The sequence below is a fragment of the Streptomyces sp. NBC_00654 genome, from assembly GCF_026341775.1.
In the GTDB taxonomy this organism is placed as follows: Bacteria; Actinomycetota; Actinomycetes; order Streptomycetales; family Streptomycetaceae; genus Streptomyces.
Genome location: NZ_JAPEOB010000002.1, coordinates 1,843,649 through 1,859,264 on the forward strand (window position 1 = coordinate 1,843,649; position 15,616 = coordinate 1,859,264).

Below are 15,616 nucleotides of genomic sequence, written 5' to 3' on the forward strand. Positions count from 1 at the left end.
CCCCGGAGTCCGTGATGCCAGCCGCATCCTCCCGCACCACCGCCGTCTCCGCCGTCGTCACCGCCGCCCTGGCCGCAGGTCTGCTCACCGGCGCGTCCTCGGCCGTCGCGGCCCCCGACGGCCAGGTCCGTATCCACGACATCCAGGGCACCACCCGGATATCCCCGCTGGCCGGTGCGCAGGTCACCGGTGTTCCGGGCATCGTCACCGGTGTGCGCGGCTACGGCTCGAAGGGCTTCTGGTTCCAGGACCCGGACGCCGACGCCGACCGGGCCACCAGCGAGGGTGTCTTCGTCTACACCGGTTCGGCACCCGCCGTCGCGGTCGGCGACGCGGTCACCGTCTCGGGCACGGTCGCCGAGTACGTCCCCGGCGGCGCCGCGTCCGGCAACCAGTCGCTCACCCAGATCACCAGGCCCACCGTCTCCGTGGTCTCGTCCGGCAACGCGCTGCCCGCCCCGGTCACCGTCTCGGCGCACTCGGTCCCCGCCCGCTACGCCCCGGCGGGCGACCCGGCGGCCGGCGGCTCGGTGAACGGGCTCCGGCTCTCCCCGGGCCGGTACGCCCTGGACTTCTACGAGTCGCTGGAGGGCATGAACGTCCGTGTCGGCTCCTCGCGCGTGGTCGGCGCCACCGACTCCCACGCGGAGCTGTGGGTGACGGTCAAGCCGCACGAGAACGCGAACCGGCGGGGCGGCACGGTCTACGGCTCGTACTCCTCGCAGAACAGCGGGCGGCTCCAGATCCAGTCCCTGGTGCCGCTCGCCGAGCAGCCGTTCCCCAGGGCGGACGTCGGTGATGTGCTGGCGGGCCCGACCGAGGGACCGCTGGACTTCAGCCAGTACGGCGGTTACACGCTCACCGCGCGCACCCTCGGCACGGTCATGGACCGCGGGCTGCGCCAGGAGCGGACGCGCGCCCAGCGCGACGGGGAGCTGGCGGTGGCGACGTACAACGTCGAGAACCTCGACCCGGGCGACCCGCAGGAGAAGTTCGACGCGCTGGCGGCGGCCGTCGTGAACAACCTCGCCTCGCCGGACATCCTGGCGCTGGAGGAGATCCAGGACGACAACGGCCCGAAGGACGACGGCACGGTCTCGGCCGAACTGACCGTGCGCAGGTTCACCGAGGCGGTCACGGCGGCGGGCGGACCGGCGTACGACTGGCGCTCCATCGCCCCCGAGGACAAGAAGGACGGCGGCGAGCCGGGCGGCAACATCCGTCAGGTGTTCCTGTTCAACCCGGAGCGGGTGTCGTTCACCGACCGCGCGGGCGGCGACGCGACCACCGCGACCGAGGTCGTCCGGGAGCGGGGCCGGGCGGCCCTGACCCACTCCCCCGGCCGGGTGGACCCGTCGGCCGCCGCGTGGACGGACAGCCGCAAGCCGCTCGTCGGCGAGTTCGCCTTCCGCGGCCGTCCGGTGTTCGTCGTCGCCAACCACTTCTCGTCGAAGGGCGGGGACGAGTCGATCCTCTCGCACCACCAGCCGCCGACGCGCTCCTCCGAGGTCCAGCGGCTGGCCCAGGCGCAGTCGGTCAACACCTTCGTGAAGAAGCTGCTGAGCGCGGACAAGCGGGCCGACGTACTGGTCGTGGGTGACATCAACGACTTCGAGTTCTCCGGTACGACGAAGGCGCTGACGGCCGGGGGCGCGCTGTACCCGGCGGTGAAGTCCCTGCCGCGGCCGGAGCGTTACTCCTACGTCTACCAGGGCAACACCCAGGTCCTGGACCAGATCCTGACCAGCCCGTCGATCCGCGGCTTCGACTACGACAGCGTGCACATCAACGCGGAGTTCGCCGACCAGAACAGCGACCACGACCCGCAGGTGCTGCGCTTCCGCCCCTGAGCGCCACGCCCCTGGGGGCACGCCCCCGGGTGTCACGCCTCGGGGTGTCACGCCTCGCGGTGCACCGCACCGCTATCCGCCCGCGCCGAGGGAGAGCGCGGGCGTGTAGCGGTGCACACCGCCGCCGGTGACCCCGGGGTAGGACTGCACCCTCTCCCACTGCGGTGTCCTCGAACCGATACCGTCGCCGGGTGCGGAGAGCGCGTCCCGGTGCGCCCGCGCGCTCTCCCACTCGGCGTAGTTGAGGACGCGTGTGCCGTCCGTGCTCACATGGAAGTGCCCGGAGATACCGCCCGGAGCGGGCATGGGTTCGGTGCCCAGCGCCTCGAACACCGTGTCCACCCAGTCCCGCTGCCGGGCCGGGCCGGGACCGGCGAACTCCACCTCGACGATCACCACGCACCCGGGCTCGCGGCTGTCGCCCGGGTCCGGGGGCGTGGAGCGGTACAGCTCGTACGTGTGCAGCCCGAGGCGTTCGATGCCGGGCACGGCGGCGTCGACGGCGGCGTTGCGCTCATCGCGGCCTTCCCGGAAGAAGTCCTGGTAGGCCTGCTCGCCGGACCACTGCGAGTAGTGCAGGAGCGTTCTGCCGTCCTCCCCGGTGTACACGCTGTACGAGAGCAGCCCCGGGTGCGGCCAGTCGCGGCTGCCCCACGCCTCACGGACCGCCTCGACGGTCAGCCGCTGCCGCTCGGGCGTACCGACGTCCCAGGTACTGGCCTTGACGACGCCGGCATCACCACGCCTCAGATCGGGCCGGGAGTTGAACTGCGCGGTCATGGTGGTGCTCCCCTCCGGCCGCGCCCCGGTGGCGCGCCCTTCCGGTCACCACCGTCGCCCCTCAAGCGCGCTTGAGGTCAACAGACACGGCCCGGCCGCCTACCCCGCCGCACGGCGGGGTAGCGGACCGGGATGACTGTCTCCGTGGCCCATCTCAGCGATCCCCACCTCACCTCCGGCGCCCCGGCCGGCGCACCCGCCGCCGGGCTGAGCACCGCCCTGCGCCGGGTGCTGGCCCTGGAGCCCCTCCCCGACTGCGTGGTGGTCACCGGCGATCTGACCGAACACGGCGGACCCGGGGAGTACGCGGTCCTGCGCCAGGTCATCGACGGGTTCCCGCTGCCGCTGCACCTGGTGGCGGGCAACCACGACGCCCCGGCCGAGCTGGCCGGGACGTTCGGCGGGACCCCCTTCCTGGGCGGCGGGCAGCTGCCGTACTACGTGGTGGAGCATCCGGCGCTCACGGTCCTGGTCCTGGACTCGACGGTGCCCGGTTCGGCCGGTGGCCGCCTCGGGCCGGACCAGCTGGCCTGGCTCGACACGGCGCTCGCGCACCGCCCCCAGCTACCCGCGGTCGTCTGTCTGCACCATCCTCCGGTCCCGGTCGGCATCCCGTTCCTGGACGGGATGCGCCTGGCGGACGGCGCGGCCCTGGCCGAGGTGGTCGCCGCGCACCCGCAGGTCGTACGGGTCCTGGCGGGCCATGTCCACCGCCCGGTCACGGCGGCGTTCGCGGGCAGCACGGTGGCCGTCGCGCCGAGCACGTATCTGCAGAGCGGTCTGGCCATGGGCGGGGGCGTGCCGGGGTATCTGCCCGAACCGACGTCCTTCCTCCTGCATCAGCTCACCGGGGACACCGCCGAGGACGCCTGGGTCACCCATGTCGTCCCGGTGAGCCACTCGGCCGCGCCCCTGCTCCGCCACTGAACGGCTCAGGTGCTCAGCCGGGTGCGCCAGGCGGTCATGTTCAGCTCGTCCATCAGGCGGATGTCGTGGCCCTCCAGCGGGAAGACGCGGGCCCCGGTGTCCGTGGCGGCGGCGATCTCCAGCGCGTCGCCCTCGATGAGGTCGCCGCCCTCCTTGGTGGAGACCCAGGCGAGGATCGACTTCACGGCGGCTCCGGGCTTCAGCATGACCTCCACGGGCCCCGGGTCCTGACCGAAGTAGGAGCCGCCCGGGTTGACCTTGACCGGCAGCCGTTCGCCGTCCTCGCCGAGCGCCTGGACCGAGGGGTAGCCGTGGACGCGGTAGGGCTTGTCGCCGCAGTTGGTGAGCGTGAGCACGACGGCCCGGTGCATCATCGCGGTGTCGACCTGCCCCATGTCCACGACGACACCGGAGGCGGGACAGTCACCGGAAGCGGCGGGCGCGGTGGCGGGGGGACCGGTGACGACGCCCCCACCGGGTCCGCCGGTCACCGGCGGGCTCTGCGGTGCGGCGGGCGTCGGCGGCAGCGTGTCGGCGTGCACACCGTACGGGACCGTGCGCGTGGCGCTCGGTGTCGGTTCCGGCTCACCCTCACCGGCCGGGACGAGGAACCCGGCACAGCCGGTCAGGGCCGCCCCCGCCACCGCCGTCCAGACCGCCACGACCGCTCTTCGTACCGGCTTCCCCATGCGCCCGCCCCTCGCCCCGGTCCACACTCGTCCGTCCGTTCGATCATGTCAGACGGCCGGGAGCGGACAGGGACTGTTCAGCACCGCTTGCCCCGCACGCCAAGCAGATCTAAGTGGACCTCCACGGCCGCCGGGGCCGACACTTCGGACATGACAGCGACCACGCCACGCCCTTTCGGACGCGCGCTCTGCGCCATGATCACGCCGTTCACCGCCGCCGGTGAGCTGGATCTGGAGGCGGCCCGCGCGCATGCCGCCGCGCTGGTCGCGGACGGCTGCGACGGTCTGGTGCTCAGCGGGACCACCGGGGAGTCCCCCACCACGACCGACGGGGAGAAGACCGCTCTGCTGCGGGCGGTCCGGGAGGCGGTCGGCGACGGGGTGGCACTGCTCTCGGGCGTCGGCAGCGCGGACACCCGGCACACCCTGCGGCTGGCCCGGGAGGCCGAGGACGCGGGCGCGGACGGCCTGCTGGTGGTCACCCCGTACTACAGCCGCCCGCCGCAGGCCGCCGTCGAGGCGCACTTCCTGCGCGTCGCGGAGACGTCCGGCATCCCGCTGATGCTGTACGACATCCCGGGCCGCACGGGCACCCGTATCGGGACGGATACCCTGCTGCGGCTCGCGGAGCACCCACGCGTCGTGGCGGTGAAGGACTGCGCGTACGACCTCCTCGGCTCGACGAAGGTGATGTCGCGGACCTCCCTGGCGTACTACTCGGGTTGCGAGGAGCTGAACCTTCCGCTGTACGCGCTGGGCGGCGCGGGCTTTGTCAGTACGGTCGCCAATGTGGCGCCCCGTCAGATGCGGGCGCCCCTGGACGCGTTCGACGCGGGCCGCACCGGTGAGGCGGCCCGGCTGAACGCACTCACGGTCCGCCTCACCGAACTGATGATGGCCTCCGGTCTGCCCGGAACGGTCACGGTCAAGGCGCTGCTCGCGGCGGGGCCGGTCCGCGAACCGCTGCAGCCCGCCGGGCGCGGGGCGGCCGACGGGCTGCGGGAGGCGTACGAGGAACTCCTCGCCGCTACGCGCTAGTTGTGCGCGTGTCCTCAGTTGTGCGCGTGCAGGATGTCGTTGAGCCCGTCCCACACCGAGTTGTTCGGGCGGGCCTCGACGGTCCCGGTGACCGAGTTGCGGCGGAAGAGGATGTTCGAGGCACCGGAGAGCTCACGGGCCTTGACGATCTGGCCGTCCGGCAGCGTGACGCGCGTCCCGGCCGTGACGTACAGGCCCGCCTCGACCACGCACTCGTCGCCGAGGGCGATACCGATGCCCGCCTCGGCGCCGATCAGGCAGCGCTCGCCGATCACGATGCGCTCCTTGCCGCCGCCGGAGAGGGTGCCCATAGTGGAGGCGCCGCCTCCGATGTCGGAGCCGTCGCCGATGACGACGCCCGCGGAGATCCGGCCCTCGACCATCGAGGTGCCGAGCGTGCCCGCGTTGAAGTTGACGAAGCCCTCGTGCATGACGGTCGTGCCGGACGCGAGGTGCGCCCCGAGGCGGACCCGGTCGGCGTCGGCGATGCGGACGCCCTTGGGCGCCACGTAGTCCGTCATCCGCGGGAACTTGTCGACCGAGGTGACCTGGAGGTGCAGGCCCTCGGCGCGGGCGTTCAGCCGCACCTTCTCCAGGTCGTCGACGGCGACCGGGCCGAGCGAGGTCCAGGCGACGTTGGCGAGCAGCCCGAAGACACCGTCGAGGTTCTGGCCGTGCGGCTGGACGAGACGGTGCGAGAGCAGGTGCAGACGCAGGTACGCGTCGTGCGCGTCGAGCGGCTTGTCGTCGAGCGAGGAGATGACCGTGGCGACGGCGACGACCTCGACACCGCGCCGGGCGTCCACGCCGAGGGCCTTGGCCGCACCCTCGCCGAGCCGGTTCACGGCCTCTTCCGGGCTGAGGCGCTGCGTACCGGCCGGGCCGGGCTCCGCGGCGAGCGCGGGGGCGGGGAACCAGGTGTCGAGGACGGTGCCGTCACCGGCGATGGTGGCGAGGCCGGCGGCGACGGCGCCGGTGGTGCGGGCAGAACCCTGGGAAGTCGTGTCGGTCATGGACAGAAACCTAACCGGCCGGGGCCCGCTCCGGCGAACCGGTCCCGGCGTCCGGGCCGCGCCGGGCCGGGGAGCCGGCGCCCACGTCCCCGCCGGGGGCCGCGTCCCCGCCGACACCCGCGTCCCCGCCGTGCCCCACCGGACCACCATGCCCCACCGGACCACCGCGCCCCACCGGACCACCGCGCCCCACCGGACCGCCGTGCCCCACCGGACCACCGGTCCCCGCACCCGGGCCGGGCCCCTCCGCACGCGGCGGCCGTCCGGGTTCCCGCAGCCGCCTCGCCGCCAGCACCGCCACCCCGGCACCGCCCGCGAGCACCGCGCAGAGCGGCCACAGCAGCGCGGGAGCACTCGCGTACAGGGCTCCGCCCAGCGGCGGCGCCAGCACCTGACCGCTGATCGAGGCCCCCGCGTACAGGCTCTGGAAACGGCCCTGGGCGTGGCCGGGTGCCTGGTCGGCCACATACGCCGTGGCGGGCGTCTTGTAGAGGATCTCCCCCAGCGTCAGCGACACCATCATGGCGACGGCGAACAGCACTCCGGCGCCCGGTATCAGCAGGGCGTAGCCGAGCCCCACCAGCAGCAGGCCCACCCCCACGATGCCGAGCGGCGAGCGGTTGCGCAGGGCGTGCGCCGCGGGCAGTTCGAGGCACAGGATGACGCCGCCGTTGACCGCGATCAGCCAGCCGTAGAACTGGGTGCCGTGACCGTGGTCGGCGAGGAAGACGGGCAGGGTGGAGTACTGCTGCCGGTAGACGAGGTCGACACAGACGATCGCGGCGAGCAGCACCAGCACCGCGGGCCTGGCCCGCAGTTCGCGCCAGAGCCCCGGGGCGTGCGGGTCACGGGCGGGCCCGGTGCGCGCGAGGCCGCGGGCGGGCAGGATCCTGGCCACGTACGCGGCGAAGAGCAGGGTGCCCAGCCCGTCGGCCAGGAAGAGCCAGTCGTACGAGAAGCGGGCGGCGATCAGCGCGCCGAGCGGCGGTCCGACGGCGAAGCCCCCGTTCGCCGCGAAGCGCGTGAGCGCGAAGCTCTGGCGCCGGCCGCCTTCGGGCACGGAGACCGCGACGAGTGCGGCGTTGGCCGCCCGCACGACGCCCGAGGCGTACTGGGCGAGCGGCAGCACCGCGTAGAGGGCGGCGACCGGGAGGACGGGCAGGGCGACGAGTGCGGCGCCGCTCGCGCAGGCGCCGGCCAGCAGCATCCGGCGGTGGCCGAAGCGGTCGCCGAACCAGCCCCCGGTGAAGTTCCCGGCGACCAGCCCGATGCCGCCGATGCCGCTGATCACTCCGGCCTGGGCGACGGACAGACCGCGCGGCCCCGTCAGATAGACGAAGAGGTAGACGAAGGTGAAGCTGACGACACCGTTGAGAAATGCGCCCAGCGCCAGCAGCCGTACCGTTCTCGGCACTTCGCGCAGCATGCCCATCCGACCCGCCCCCGATAGAGTTCCCCTTGGGAACGGACTATGGCAGCATGCTTTCGGCGGGTCAACCGCGTACAACTGACCGTGCACGACAGCCCAGGGAAGCCACGAACGGAAGAAGAGGCGAGCCATGCCGCAGCGCACCAGCCTGGCGGACGCCGACTGCTCGATCGCCCAGGCACTGGACGTCGTCGGCGACTGGTGGACCCTGCTGATCGTGCGGGACACCGCGCGCGGTGTGCACCGCTTCGACGCGCTGCAGCAGGAGCTGGGCGTCTCGCGCAAGGTGCTCACCGAGCGGCTGCGCCTGCTCGTCGAGGCGGATGTGCTGTCCCGGGAGCCGTACCAGGACCGCCCCGCGCGGTACGAGTACCGGCTCACCCCGCGCGGCCGTGCCCTGCTGCCCGTACTGATCGCACTCCAGGACTGGGGCGATTCCTGGGTCCTGGGGGACGGAGAGACGATGGCGACGACCGCGGAGTCCTCGAAGGAGGCGGCCCGGGTGCACGCCCTGGTGGGCACCCGCCTGCCGGAGCTGCGCCTGCTCGACCACGACGGGGCCCCGCGCGACCCGGTCGCCGCCACCCCGTACACGGTCCTGTACTGCTTCCCCGGCGCGTACGCCCGCGCGGACGCCTACCCTCCGGGGTGGGGCCGGATCCCGGGGGCGCGCGGCTGCACCCTCGAATCGTGCACGTACCGGGACCAGTTGGCGGAGTTCACGGCGGCCGGCGCGACCGTGCACGGGGTGTCCGCCCAGCGCCCGGACGAGCAGCGCGCGTTCGCCGACGCCGAGGGGCTGCGTTTCCCGCTGCTCTCGGACGCGGAGCTGTCCCTGACGGCGGCCCTGCGGCTGCCGACGTTCCGTGTGGCGGGTGTGAGCCGGCTCAAGCGGCTGACGCTGGTGGTGGACCGGGACCGGACGGTCCACGAGGTGCTCTACCCGATCACGGACATCGAGGCGAGCGTCCGCACGGCACTGGACACGGTGCGCCGCCTGGGCGCGTCCGCCTGAGCGGACGGACGGCCGGGCGGACGGCGGGACCGGCACGCGGGCCGGGCAACGGGTCCGGCGGGCCGAACCCGGACGGTCAGGGATGCGGGGGCGCGTCCGCGACGGGGCGCGGGGGCGCGTCGGCGACTCTCGCCAGCATCTCCCGGGTGTAGCCCGCGTCGTAGGAGCCCCCGGTGAGCAGCACCTGGAGGCAGATCCCGTCCATCAGCGCGACAAGCGCCCGCGCGGTGGCCGGATCGGTCCGCCCGGTCAGCAGCTCGACCGCCCCGTCGGTCCACTCGGCGGCGACCGGGCGCAGCGCGGGGCGGCGCAGGGCGGCGAGATACAGCTCGTACTCCAGCTCCGTCGCCCCGCGTCCGCCCTCGAACCACTCGCCCAGCAGCCTGCTCAGCTCCTCGGCCAGCTCGGCACCGCCGCCCCGGCCGGAGACCCCGGCCAGGACACTGCTCTCCCGCAGGGCCTGGCCGAAGTTCTCGTTGCAGCGGCGCAGGGCGGCGATCAGCAGCTCGTCGAGCGAGCCGAAGTGGTACGTCGTCGAGCCGAGCGGAACATCGGCCTCGGCGGCCACGGAGCGGTGGCTGAGCCCCGCGATGCCCTTGGCCTCGACCACGCGGAGAGCCGCGTCGATGATGTGCTCGCGCCGATCGGGGTCGTAGCGCCGGGCCATCAGTGGGCTCCGCCCATGTTGAGGACCACGACCCCGGCGATGATCAGGGCGATGCCCGCCACCTTGAGCAGGTTCCCGGACTCCCCCATGAAGATCACGCCGATCACGGCGACGGCGGCGGTGCCCACCCCGGCCCAGATCGCGTAGGCCGTGCCCACGGAGAGTGTCTTCAGGGTCTGCGCGAGCAGGGCGAAGGCGAGGACGTACCCCACGAGGGTGACCAGGGAGGGCCAGAGCCGGGTGAAGCCCTCGCTGTATTTCATGGCCGTCGTCGCGGTCACCTCGGCGGCTATGGCGGCCGCCAGCAGTCCGTATCCCATGTGTACGAGTGTACGCATCGTTGCGTACGCCCGTACACATCAGCTGTCCGCCCAGGACGCTACGGTGTCCCGACCGACGACACGGCACGACAGCACGACCAGGCACAGCCATGACACGGCCACGACACGGCCGACGACACGACGGAGACGCAGTGACGCAGGATGCAGGGTGGGGCGGGGGCCCCAGCGGGGGCGCACCCTACGGCGGGGGCCCGCAGGGCGGGGGTCCCTACGGAGGGCCGCCCGGAGGGGGTCCTTACGGAGGGCCGCCCGGTATGGGGGGCTGGGGCGGCGGAGGCTGGGGCGGCGGCACCTGGGCGGCACCGCCGAAGCCGGGGGTCATACCCCTCGCGCCGCTGAGGGTCTCGGACATACTCAGCGGCGCGTTCTCCACCATGGGGCGCTACTGGAAGCCCCTGTTCGGCATGGGTGTGACCGCCTTCGCCGGGGCGACGCTGGTGCTGGTGGTGGCGGTCCTCGTCGCGATCTCCGCCGTCGCGGTCCACTGGGACGCGGTCACGGCCGACGACTACTGGGGAAGCTCGTCCTCACAGGCCCCGTCCTCGGAGGACTGGATCCCGCTGGCGGTCGCCTTCGGCGTGCTGATCATCATCGGCATCGTCGTGTACGTCCTGGCCGGCGCCCTGATGCAGGCCGCCGTCCCGGCGATACTCCAGCAGGCCGTGCTGGGCCGCCCGGCCACCTTCGGGGCGGTCTGGAAGCGTGCCTGGGCCCGGGTCTGGGCCATGATCGGCACCGTGTTCCTCACGGCGGTGATCGCCCTCGTACCGACCCTGCTCGCCATGACCGCCTTCATCGGCATGATCATCTATTTCGTGGGCGACGAGGACGGCGTCCTGCCGATGCTGTGGATCGGCATTCCCGGCATGCTGTTCCTCGGGCCGCTGGCGATCTGGCTCTATGTGAAGTTCTCGCTGGCCCCGTCGATCGTGGTCTTCGAGGACCAGGGCCCGCTCGCGGCCCTGCGCCGCTCGTCCCAGCTGGTGCGCGGCGACTGGTGGCGCATCCTGGGGATCTCGGTGCTCGGGTACGTCATGGCGTCGATGGCCGGTTCGCTGCTCCAGATGCCGTTCTCGATCATGGGCTCGTTCCCGGGGCTGATCGACACCGACGAGCTGGCCCCCGGCGCGAGTGCCGGTGCGATCGTGGCCTCCATGAGCGGTCTGATCGTGCTCATGCTCGTCAGCCAGATGATCAGCCAGCTGTTCTCCACCATCTTCCCGCCGCTGGTCGTCGGCCTGCTCTACGTGGACCGGCGCATCCGCACGGAGAACCTGGGCCCGGTCCTGGCCGAGGCGGCCGTCGTGCTGCCCGAGCAGTACGGACCGCCCCCGGCCACCCCATGACATCCGGACCCGGCGGTGACCGACGCCGTCGGTGACACGCGTGAACGGCCGTGCCCGCCAGGCAGACTGGCGGGCACGGCCGTTCACTGTCGTACAACGGCGCGACGCGACGGGGCGACGCGCGACTCGACGGGTCACCGGACGTGGGACGTCCCGGGGACGTCTCAGACGTTGAAGCCGAGCGCGCGCAGCTGCTCGCGCCCGTCGTCCGTGATCTTGTCCGGGCCCCACGGCGGCATCCAGACCCAGTTGATCCGCAGTTCGCTGACGATGCCGTCCGTCGCGGACTTCGCCTGGTCCTCGATGACATCGGTCAGCGGACAGGCCGCCGACGTCAGGGTCATGTCGAGAGTGGCGATATTGGCGTCGTCCACGTGGATGCCGTAGATCAGCCCCAGGTTGACGACGTCGATGCCCAGCTCGGGGTCGACCACGTCGTACAGCGCCTCGCGGACCTCCTCCTCGGAGGCCGGCTTGGTGGTGAGAGTCTCGTTGTCGCTCATGCCGTCTTCCCTTCGGACAGCGCCTTCGCCGTCGCGTCCTTCCACGCCATCCAGCTCAGCAGCGCGCACTTGACCCGGGCCGGGTACTTGGAGACACCGGCGAACGCGACCGCGTCCTCCAGCACCTCCTCCATCTCCTCGTCCGGCTCCAGCTGACCCTTGGACTGCATCAGCTCCAGGAACGCGTCCTGGATCCGCTGCGCCTGGGCGAGCTCCTTGCCGACCAGCAGCTCGTTCAGCACGGAGGCGCTGGCCTGGCTGATGGAGCAGCCCTGGCCCTCGTAGCTCACGTCGGCGACGGTCTCGCCGTCGTACTTCACCCGGAGCGTGATCTCGTCACCGCACGTCGGGTTGACGTGATGCACCTCGGCGTCGCCGTCCCGCAGGCCACGCCCATGGGGGTGCTTGTAGTGGTCCAGGATCACTTCCTGGTACATCGAATCAAGCTTCACCAGTCAGCCCTCAGCCGAAGAAGTTCCGGACGTGCTCCAGACCGTCCACCAGGGCGTCGACCTCGGCGGGCGTGGAGTACAGATAGAACGACGCTCGCGTCGTCGCAGGAATTCCGTACCGCAGGCAGACCGGCCGTGCGCAGTGGTGGCCGACGCGGACGGCGATGCCCTCCTCGTCGAGGACCTGGCCCACGTCGTGCGGGTGGATGTCGCCGAGCGTGAAGGAGATCGTGGCGCCGCGGTCCTCGGCCGTCGCCGGACCGATGATCCGGAGGTCCGGGACCTCCAGGAGCCGCTTCACCGCGTACTCGGTGATCGCGTGCTCGTGGCGGTAGATCTTCTCCATGCCGATCGCCGAGAGGTAGTCCACGGCCGCGCCGAGGCCGACGGCCTGGGCGATCGGGGGCGTACCCGCCTCGAACTTGTGCGGCGCGGGGGCATACGTCGACGAGTGCATCGACACGGTCTCGATCATCTCGCCGCCGCCGAGGAACGGGGGCAGGTCCTCCAGGAGTTCCTGCCGTCCCCACAGCACGCCGATGCCGGTCGGGCCGACCATCTTGTGGCCGGTGAAGGCCACGAAGTCGGCCTGCAGCGCCTGCACGTCGAGCACCATGTGCGGGGCCGCCTGCGAGGCGTCGATGCAGACCAGCGCGCCGACCTGCTGGGCACGGCGGATGATCTTCTCGACCGGGTTGATCGTGCCCATGATGTTCGAGACCAGGGTGAAGGAGACGATCTTCGTCTTCTCCGTGATGATCTCGTCGATGTTGGACAGGTCGAGACGGCCGTCGTCCGTGATGCCGAACCACTTCAGCTTCGCGCCGGTGCGCTGCGAGAGCAGCTGCCACGGCACGATGTTGGAGTGGTGCTCCATCTCGGTGGTGACGATCTCGGTGTCGCGGTCGACCCGATAGGGCTCGTCCGCCCAGCCCAGCATGTTGGCCACGAGGTTGAGCGACTCGGAGGCGTTCTTCGTGAAGATCACCTCGTTGCGGCTGGGCGCGTTGATGAAGGCCGCGACCTTGTCGCGAGCGCCCTCGTACAGCGCGGTGGCCTCCTCCGCGATGGTGTACACACCGCGGTGGACGTTGGCGTTGTGCCGCTCGTAGTACTCGTTGAGCGCGTCGAGAACCTGACGCGGCTTCTGCGAGGTCGCCGCGCTGTCCAGGTACACGATCTTCTTGCCGTCGTGGACCGTGCGGTCCAGGAGGGGGAAGTCCTTGCGGATCGCCTCGGTGTCGAGGAGGCCGGAGAGCCCCTGTCGGGCGTCAGTCACGCGGAAGCGCCACCCTTCACATATGCCTCGTAGCCCTCGTTCTCCAGCTTGTCGGCGAGCTCGGCGCCGCCGGACTCGGCGATACGGCCGTTGGCGAAGACGTGCACGAAGTCGGGCTTGATGTAGCGGAGGATCCGTGTGTAGTGCGTGATCAGCAGGGTGCCGACCTCGCCGCCCTCACGGACCCGGTTGACTCCTTCGGAGACGGTCTTCAGCGCGTCGACGTCCAGACCGGAGTCCGTCTCGTCGAGGATCGCGATCTTCGGCTTGAGGAGCTCCAGCTGAAGGATCTCGTGGCGCTTCTTCTCACCGCCGGAGAAGCCCTCGTTGACGTTGCGCTCGGCGAAGGACGGGTCCATCTGGAGGCCGGCCATCGTCTCCTTGACCTCCTTCACCCACGTACGCAGCTTGGGCGCCTCACCGCGGACGGCGGTGGCGGAGGTGCGCAGGAAGTTGGAGACCGAGACACCGGGGATCTCGACCGGGTACTGCATGGCGAGGAACAGGCCGGCGCGGGCGCGCTCGTCGACGGACATCTCCAGGACGTCCTCGCCGTCGAGGGTGACCGTGCCCTGTGTGATCGTGTACTTGGGGTGACCCGCCAGCGAGTACGCGAGGGTGGACTTGCCGGACCCGTTGGGGCCCATGATGGCGTGGGTCTCGCTCTGCTTCACGGTCAGGTCGACGCCCTTGAGGATCTCCTTCGTGGCGTTGTCGGCCTCGACGGTGACGTGCAGGTCGCGGATTTCAAGCGTTGCCATGGGTGACTCAGGACTCCTGGGTGACGGAGACGAGCACATCGTCCCCTTCGATCTTTACGGGGTATACGGGGACGGGGCGCGTCGCGGGAAGGCCGGACGGCTTGCCGGTACGGAGGTCGAAGCTCGATCCGTGCAGCCAGCACTCGATCATGCAGTCCTCCACCTCGCCCTCCGACAGCGAGACGTTCGCGTGCGAGCAGATGTCGTTGATCGCGAACACCTCGCCCTCGGTGCGGACAACGGAGACGGGTGTGCCGTCGAGCTCCACCCGCTTGGGGGTGTCGTCCTCCAGCTCACTCAGCGCACAGGCTTTGACGAAGGCCATCAGACGGACGCCTTCAGCTCGGTCTCGATCTTGTCGAGGAGACGCGCTTCGACGTCCGGCAGGCCGATCTGCTGGACCAGCTCGGCGAAGAAGCCGCGCACGACGAGACGGCGGGCCTCCTCGGCCGGGATACCGCGCGACTGGAGGTAGAAGAGCTGCTCGTCGTCGAAGCGGCCGGTCGCCGAGGCGTGGCCGGCGCCGACGATCTCGCCGGTCTCGATCTCCAGGTTGGGTACGGAGTCGACCCGGGCGCCGTCCGTGAGGACGAGGTTCCGGTTCATCTCGTAGGTGTCGGTGCCCTCGGCCCTGGCCTGGATGAGGACGTCACCGATCCATACGGCGTGTGCGCCCTCGCCCTGGAGGGCGCCCTTGTACACCGCGTTGGACTTGCAGTGCGGGGTGTTGTGGTCGACCAGGAGGCGGTGCTCCTGGTGCTGGCCCTTGTCGGTGAAGTACAGACCGAAGAGCTCGGCCTCGCCGCCGGTGCCCGCGTAGGCGACCCGCGGGTGCAGGCGCACCAGGTCCCCGCCGAAGGTGACGACGATCGACTTGAAGGAGGCGTCCCGGCCGACCAGCGCGTTGTGCTGGCCGACGTGGACGGCCGTGTCGTCCCAGTCCTGGACGGAGACGACGGTCAGCTTCGCGCCGTCACCGAGGACGTAGTCGACGTTGGCGGCGAGCACCGCGTCACCGGTGTGGTCGATGACGACGACGGCTTCGGCGAAGGCGCCCAGCTCGATGACCTGGTGGCCGTAGGCCACACCGCCCTCGCCGTGCACGGCGATCCGGACCGGCTCGGTGAGCACGGCCTCCTTGGCGACCGTGACGACCGAGGCCTTCTCGAAGGCGGAGTACGCCTGGGCGGCGACCCGGTCCACCGGCGTACCGGCCCTGCCGAGCCGCGCGTCGTCGCGGCCGACGGTCTCGACGGTGACGCCCTCGGGCGCCTCGACGACGACCTTGACGCCGCCGCCGGTGGCGACGGCCGTGCCGTCGTGCAGCCCGCGCAGCCGCTCCAGCGGCGTGAAGCGCCATTCCTCCTCGCGGCCGTGCGGGACCGGGAAGTCCGCGACGTCGAAGGACGGGGGCGCGCTCATGCGCGTGGCGACGGTCGACTCGGCGGCCACCGCGATGGACCCGGCGGTGGTGGAGCCCACCGGAATGTTCTGAGCCTCAGCCATGGCTGTCGTAGTGCTCGCTT

17 protein-coding genes are annotated in these 15,616 nt (G+C 71.5%); 5 read left to right on the top strand and 12 right to left on the bottom strand.

Annotation, left to right across the window (positions count from 1 at the left end; genetic code table 11):
* The first annotated feature begins 14 nt into the window (after positions 1 to 14).
* Entirely contained in the window at positions 15 to 1,850 is a 1,836-nt protein-coding gene (locus tag OHA98_RS28455) for an endonuclease/exonuclease/phosphatase family protein (protein WP_266929647.1), read from the top strand.
* A 72-nt stretch (positions 1,851 to 1,922) separates the two neighbouring features.
* On the opposite strand, the gene OHA98_RS28460 is transcribed toward OHA98_RS28455, so the two are convergent.
* Entirely contained in the window at positions 1,923 to 2,630 is a 708-nt protein-coding gene (locus OHA98_RS28460) for an antibiotic biosynthesis monooxygenase (protein WP_266929649.1), read from the bottom strand.
* A gap of 132 nt (positions 2,631 to 2,762) precedes the next feature.
* Between OHA98_RS28460 and OHA98_RS28465 the strand changes: the two genes are divergently transcribed.
* Entirely contained in the window at positions 2,763 to 3,557 is a 795-nt protein-coding gene (locus tag OHA98_RS28465) for a phosphodiesterase (RefSeq protein ID WP_266929650.1), read from the top strand.
* 5 nt (positions 3,558 to 3,562) lie between these two features.
* Here the strand turns inward: OHA98_RS28465 and OHA98_RS28470 are convergent, their stop codons facing one another.
* Positions 3,563 to 4,246, bottom strand: coding sequence for a DUF4232 domain-containing protein (locus tag OHA98_RS28470; RefSeq protein ID WP_266929651.1), 684 nt, complete (start codon positions 4,244 to 4,246; stop codon positions 3,563 to 3,565).
* Positions 4,247 to 4,396: 150 nt separating this feature from the next.
* Between OHA98_RS28470 and dapA the strand changes: the two genes are divergently transcribed.
* Positions 4,397 to 5,284 carry a 4-hydroxy-tetrahydrodipicolinate synthase gene (dapA, locus tag OHA98_RS28475; protein WP_266929653.1) on the top strand — a complete coding sequence of 296 codons (888 nt, stop codon included), beginning with the start codon at positions 4,397 to 4,399 and terminating at the stop codon, positions 5,282 to 5,284.
* A gap of 14 nt (positions 5,285 to 5,298) precedes the next feature.
* Here the strand turns inward: dapA and dapD are convergent, their stop codons facing one another.
* Both dapD and OHA98_RS28485 read right to left on the bottom strand, forming a co-directional pair.
* On the bottom strand, positions 5,299 to 6,297 hold the full coding sequence (dapD, locus tag OHA98_RS28480) for a 2,3,4,5-tetrahydropyridine-2,6-dicarboxylate N-succinyltransferase (RefSeq protein WP_266929655.1): 999 nt from the start codon (positions 6,295 to 6,297) through the stop codon (positions 5,299 to 5,301).
* A gap of 10 nt (positions 6,298 to 6,307) precedes the next feature.
* Positions 6,308 to 7,729: an MFS transporter gene (locus OHA98_RS28485; RefSeq protein WP_266929656.1), complete on the bottom strand. Its 1,422-nt coding sequence runs from the start codon at positions 7,727 to 7,729 to the stop codon at positions 6,308 to 6,310.
* 127 nt (positions 7,730 to 7,856) lie between these two features.
* Between OHA98_RS28485 and OHA98_RS28490 the strand changes: the two genes are divergently transcribed.
* Positions 7,857 to 8,741, top strand: coding sequence for a winged helix-turn-helix transcriptional regulator (locus OHA98_RS28490; protein ID WP_266929657.1), 885 nt, complete (start codon positions 7,857 to 7,859; stop codon positions 8,739 to 8,741).
* 76 nt (positions 8,742 to 8,817) lie between these two features.
* On the opposite strand, the gene OHA98_RS28495 is transcribed toward OHA98_RS28490, so the two are convergent.
* Together OHA98_RS28495 and OHA98_RS28500 are read right to left on the bottom strand one after the other, a co-directional pair.
* The gene (locus tag OHA98_RS28495) at positions 8,818 to 9,408 is read right to left on the bottom strand and encodes a TetR/AcrR family transcriptional regulator (protein ID WP_266929659.1); all 591 of its coding nucleotides are present in this window, start codon (positions 9,406 to 9,408) and stop codon (positions 8,818 to 8,820) included.
* Complete coding sequence (locus OHA98_RS28500) at positions 9,408 to 9,728, bottom strand: multidrug efflux SMR transporter (protein ID WP_266929661.1); 321 nt, start codon at positions 9,726 to 9,728, stop codon at positions 9,408 to 9,410. Before OHA98_RS28500 ends, OHA98_RS28495 begins: the two co-directional genes overlap by 1 nt.
* Before the next feature lie 371 nt (positions 9,729 to 10,099).
* Between OHA98_RS28500 and OHA98_RS28505 the strand changes: the two genes are divergently transcribed.
* Positions 10,100 to 11,095: a hypothetical protein gene (locus tag OHA98_RS28505; protein WP_266930963.1), complete on the top strand. Its 996-nt coding sequence runs from the start codon at positions 10,100 to 10,102 to the stop codon at positions 11,093 to 11,095.
* Positions 11,096 to 11,259: 164 nt separating this feature from the next.
* Here the strand turns inward: OHA98_RS28505 and OHA98_RS28510 are convergent, their stop codons facing one another.
* From OHA98_RS28510 to sufD, 6 genes are read right to left on the bottom strand one after another with little or no spacing between them, the layout of a single operon-like run.
* Positions 11,260 to 11,598 (bottom strand): metal-sulfur cluster assembly factor, encoded by a 339-nt coding sequence (locus tag OHA98_RS28510; RefSeq protein WP_073720270.1) that lies wholly within the window; start codon positions 11,596 to 11,598, stop codon positions 11,260 to 11,262.
* Positions 11,595 to 12,050, bottom strand: coding sequence for a Fe-S cluster assembly sulfur transfer protein SufU (gene sufU, locus OHA98_RS28515; RefSeq protein ID WP_323179648.1), 456 nt, complete (start codon positions 12,048 to 12,050; stop codon positions 11,595 to 11,597). The genes OHA98_RS28510 and sufU overlap by 4 nt, the downstream gene beginning before the upstream one ends.
* A 10-nt stretch (positions 12,051 to 12,060) precedes the next feature.
* Positions 12,061 to 13,329, bottom strand: coding sequence for a cysteine desulfurase (locus tag OHA98_RS28520; protein WP_266929662.1), 1,269 nt, complete (start codon positions 13,327 to 13,329; stop codon positions 12,061 to 12,063).
* Positions 13,326 to 14,090 (bottom strand): Fe-S cluster assembly ATPase SufC, encoded by a 765-nt coding sequence (gene sufC, locus OHA98_RS28525; protein ID WP_266929664.1) that lies wholly within the window; start codon positions 14,088 to 14,090, stop codon positions 13,326 to 13,328. The genes OHA98_RS28520 and sufC overlap by 4 nt, the downstream gene beginning before the upstream one ends.
* Before the next feature lie 7 nt (positions 14,091 to 14,097).
* The gene (locus tag OHA98_RS28530; protein WP_073720274.1) at positions 14,098 to 14,415 is read right to left on the bottom strand and encodes a bifunctional 3-phenylpropionate/cinnamic acid dioxygenase ferredoxin subunit; all 318 of its coding nucleotides are present in this window, start codon (positions 14,413 to 14,415) and stop codon (positions 14,098 to 14,100) included.
* A complete protein-coding gene (gene sufD / locus OHA98_RS28535) occupies positions 14,415 to 15,596 on the bottom strand; it encodes a Fe-S cluster assembly protein SufD (protein WP_266929665.1) in 1,182 nt (393 codons plus the stop codon). The genes OHA98_RS28530 and sufD overlap by 1 nt, the downstream gene beginning before the upstream one ends.
* Positions 15,597 to 15,616: the final 20 nt, after the last annotated feature.

Excerpts from the sequence above, each read along its gene's own strand:
- OHA98_RS28455 (WP_266929647.1), top strand. The coding sequence starts at position 15 with ATGCCAGCCGCATCCTCCCGCACCACCGCCGTCTCCGCCGTCGTCACC.
- OHA98_RS28460 (WP_266929649.1), bottom strand. The coding sequence starts at position 2,630 with ATGACCGCGCAGTTCAACTCCCGGCCCGATCTGAGGCGTGGTGATGCC.
- OHA98_RS28465 (WP_266929650.1), top strand. The coding sequence starts at position 2,763 with ATGACTGTCTCCGTGGCCCATCTCAGCGATCCCCACCTCACCTCCGGC.
- OHA98_RS28470 (WP_266929651.1), bottom strand. The coding sequence starts at position 4,246 with ATGGGGAAGCCGGTACGAAGAGCGGTCGTGGCGGTCTGGACGGCGGTG.
- dapA (WP_266929653.1), top strand. The coding sequence starts at position 4,397 with ATGACAGCGACCACGCCACGCCCTTTCGGACGCGCGCTCTGCGCCATG.
- dapD (WP_266929655.1), bottom strand. The coding sequence starts at position 6,297 with ATGACCGACACGACTTCCCAGGGTTCTGCCCGCACCACCGGCGCCGTC.
- OHA98_RS28485 (WP_266929656.1), bottom strand. The coding sequence starts at position 7,729 with ATGGGCATGCTGCGCGAAGTGCCGAGAACGGTACGGCTGCTGGCGCTG.
- OHA98_RS28490 (WP_266929657.1), top strand. The coding sequence starts at position 7,857 with ATGCCGCAGCGCACCAGCCTGGCGGACGCCGACTGCTCGATCGCCCAG.
- OHA98_RS28495 (WP_266929659.1), bottom strand. The coding sequence starts at position 9,408 with ATGGCCCGGCGCTACGACCCCGATCGGCGCGAGCACATCATCGACGCG.
- OHA98_RS28500 (WP_266929661.1), bottom strand. The coding sequence starts at position 9,728 with ATGGGATACGGACTGCTGGCGGCCGCCATAGCCGCCGAGGTGACCGCG.
- OHA98_RS28510 (WP_073720270.1), bottom strand. The coding sequence starts at position 11,598 with ATGAGCGACAACGAGACTCTCACCACCAAGCCGGCCTCCGAGGAGGAG.
- sufC (WP_266929664.1), bottom strand. The coding sequence starts at position 14,090 with ATGGCAACGCTTGAAATCCGCGACCTGCACGTCACCGTCGAGGCCGAC.
- OHA98_RS28530 (WP_073720274.1), bottom strand. The coding sequence starts at position 14,415 with ATGGCCTTCGTCAAAGCCTGTGCGCTGAGTGAGCTGGAGGACGACACC.
- sufD (WP_266929665.1), bottom strand. The coding sequence starts at position 15,596 with ATGGCTGAGGCTCAGAACATTCCGGTGGGCTCCACCACCGCCGGGTCC.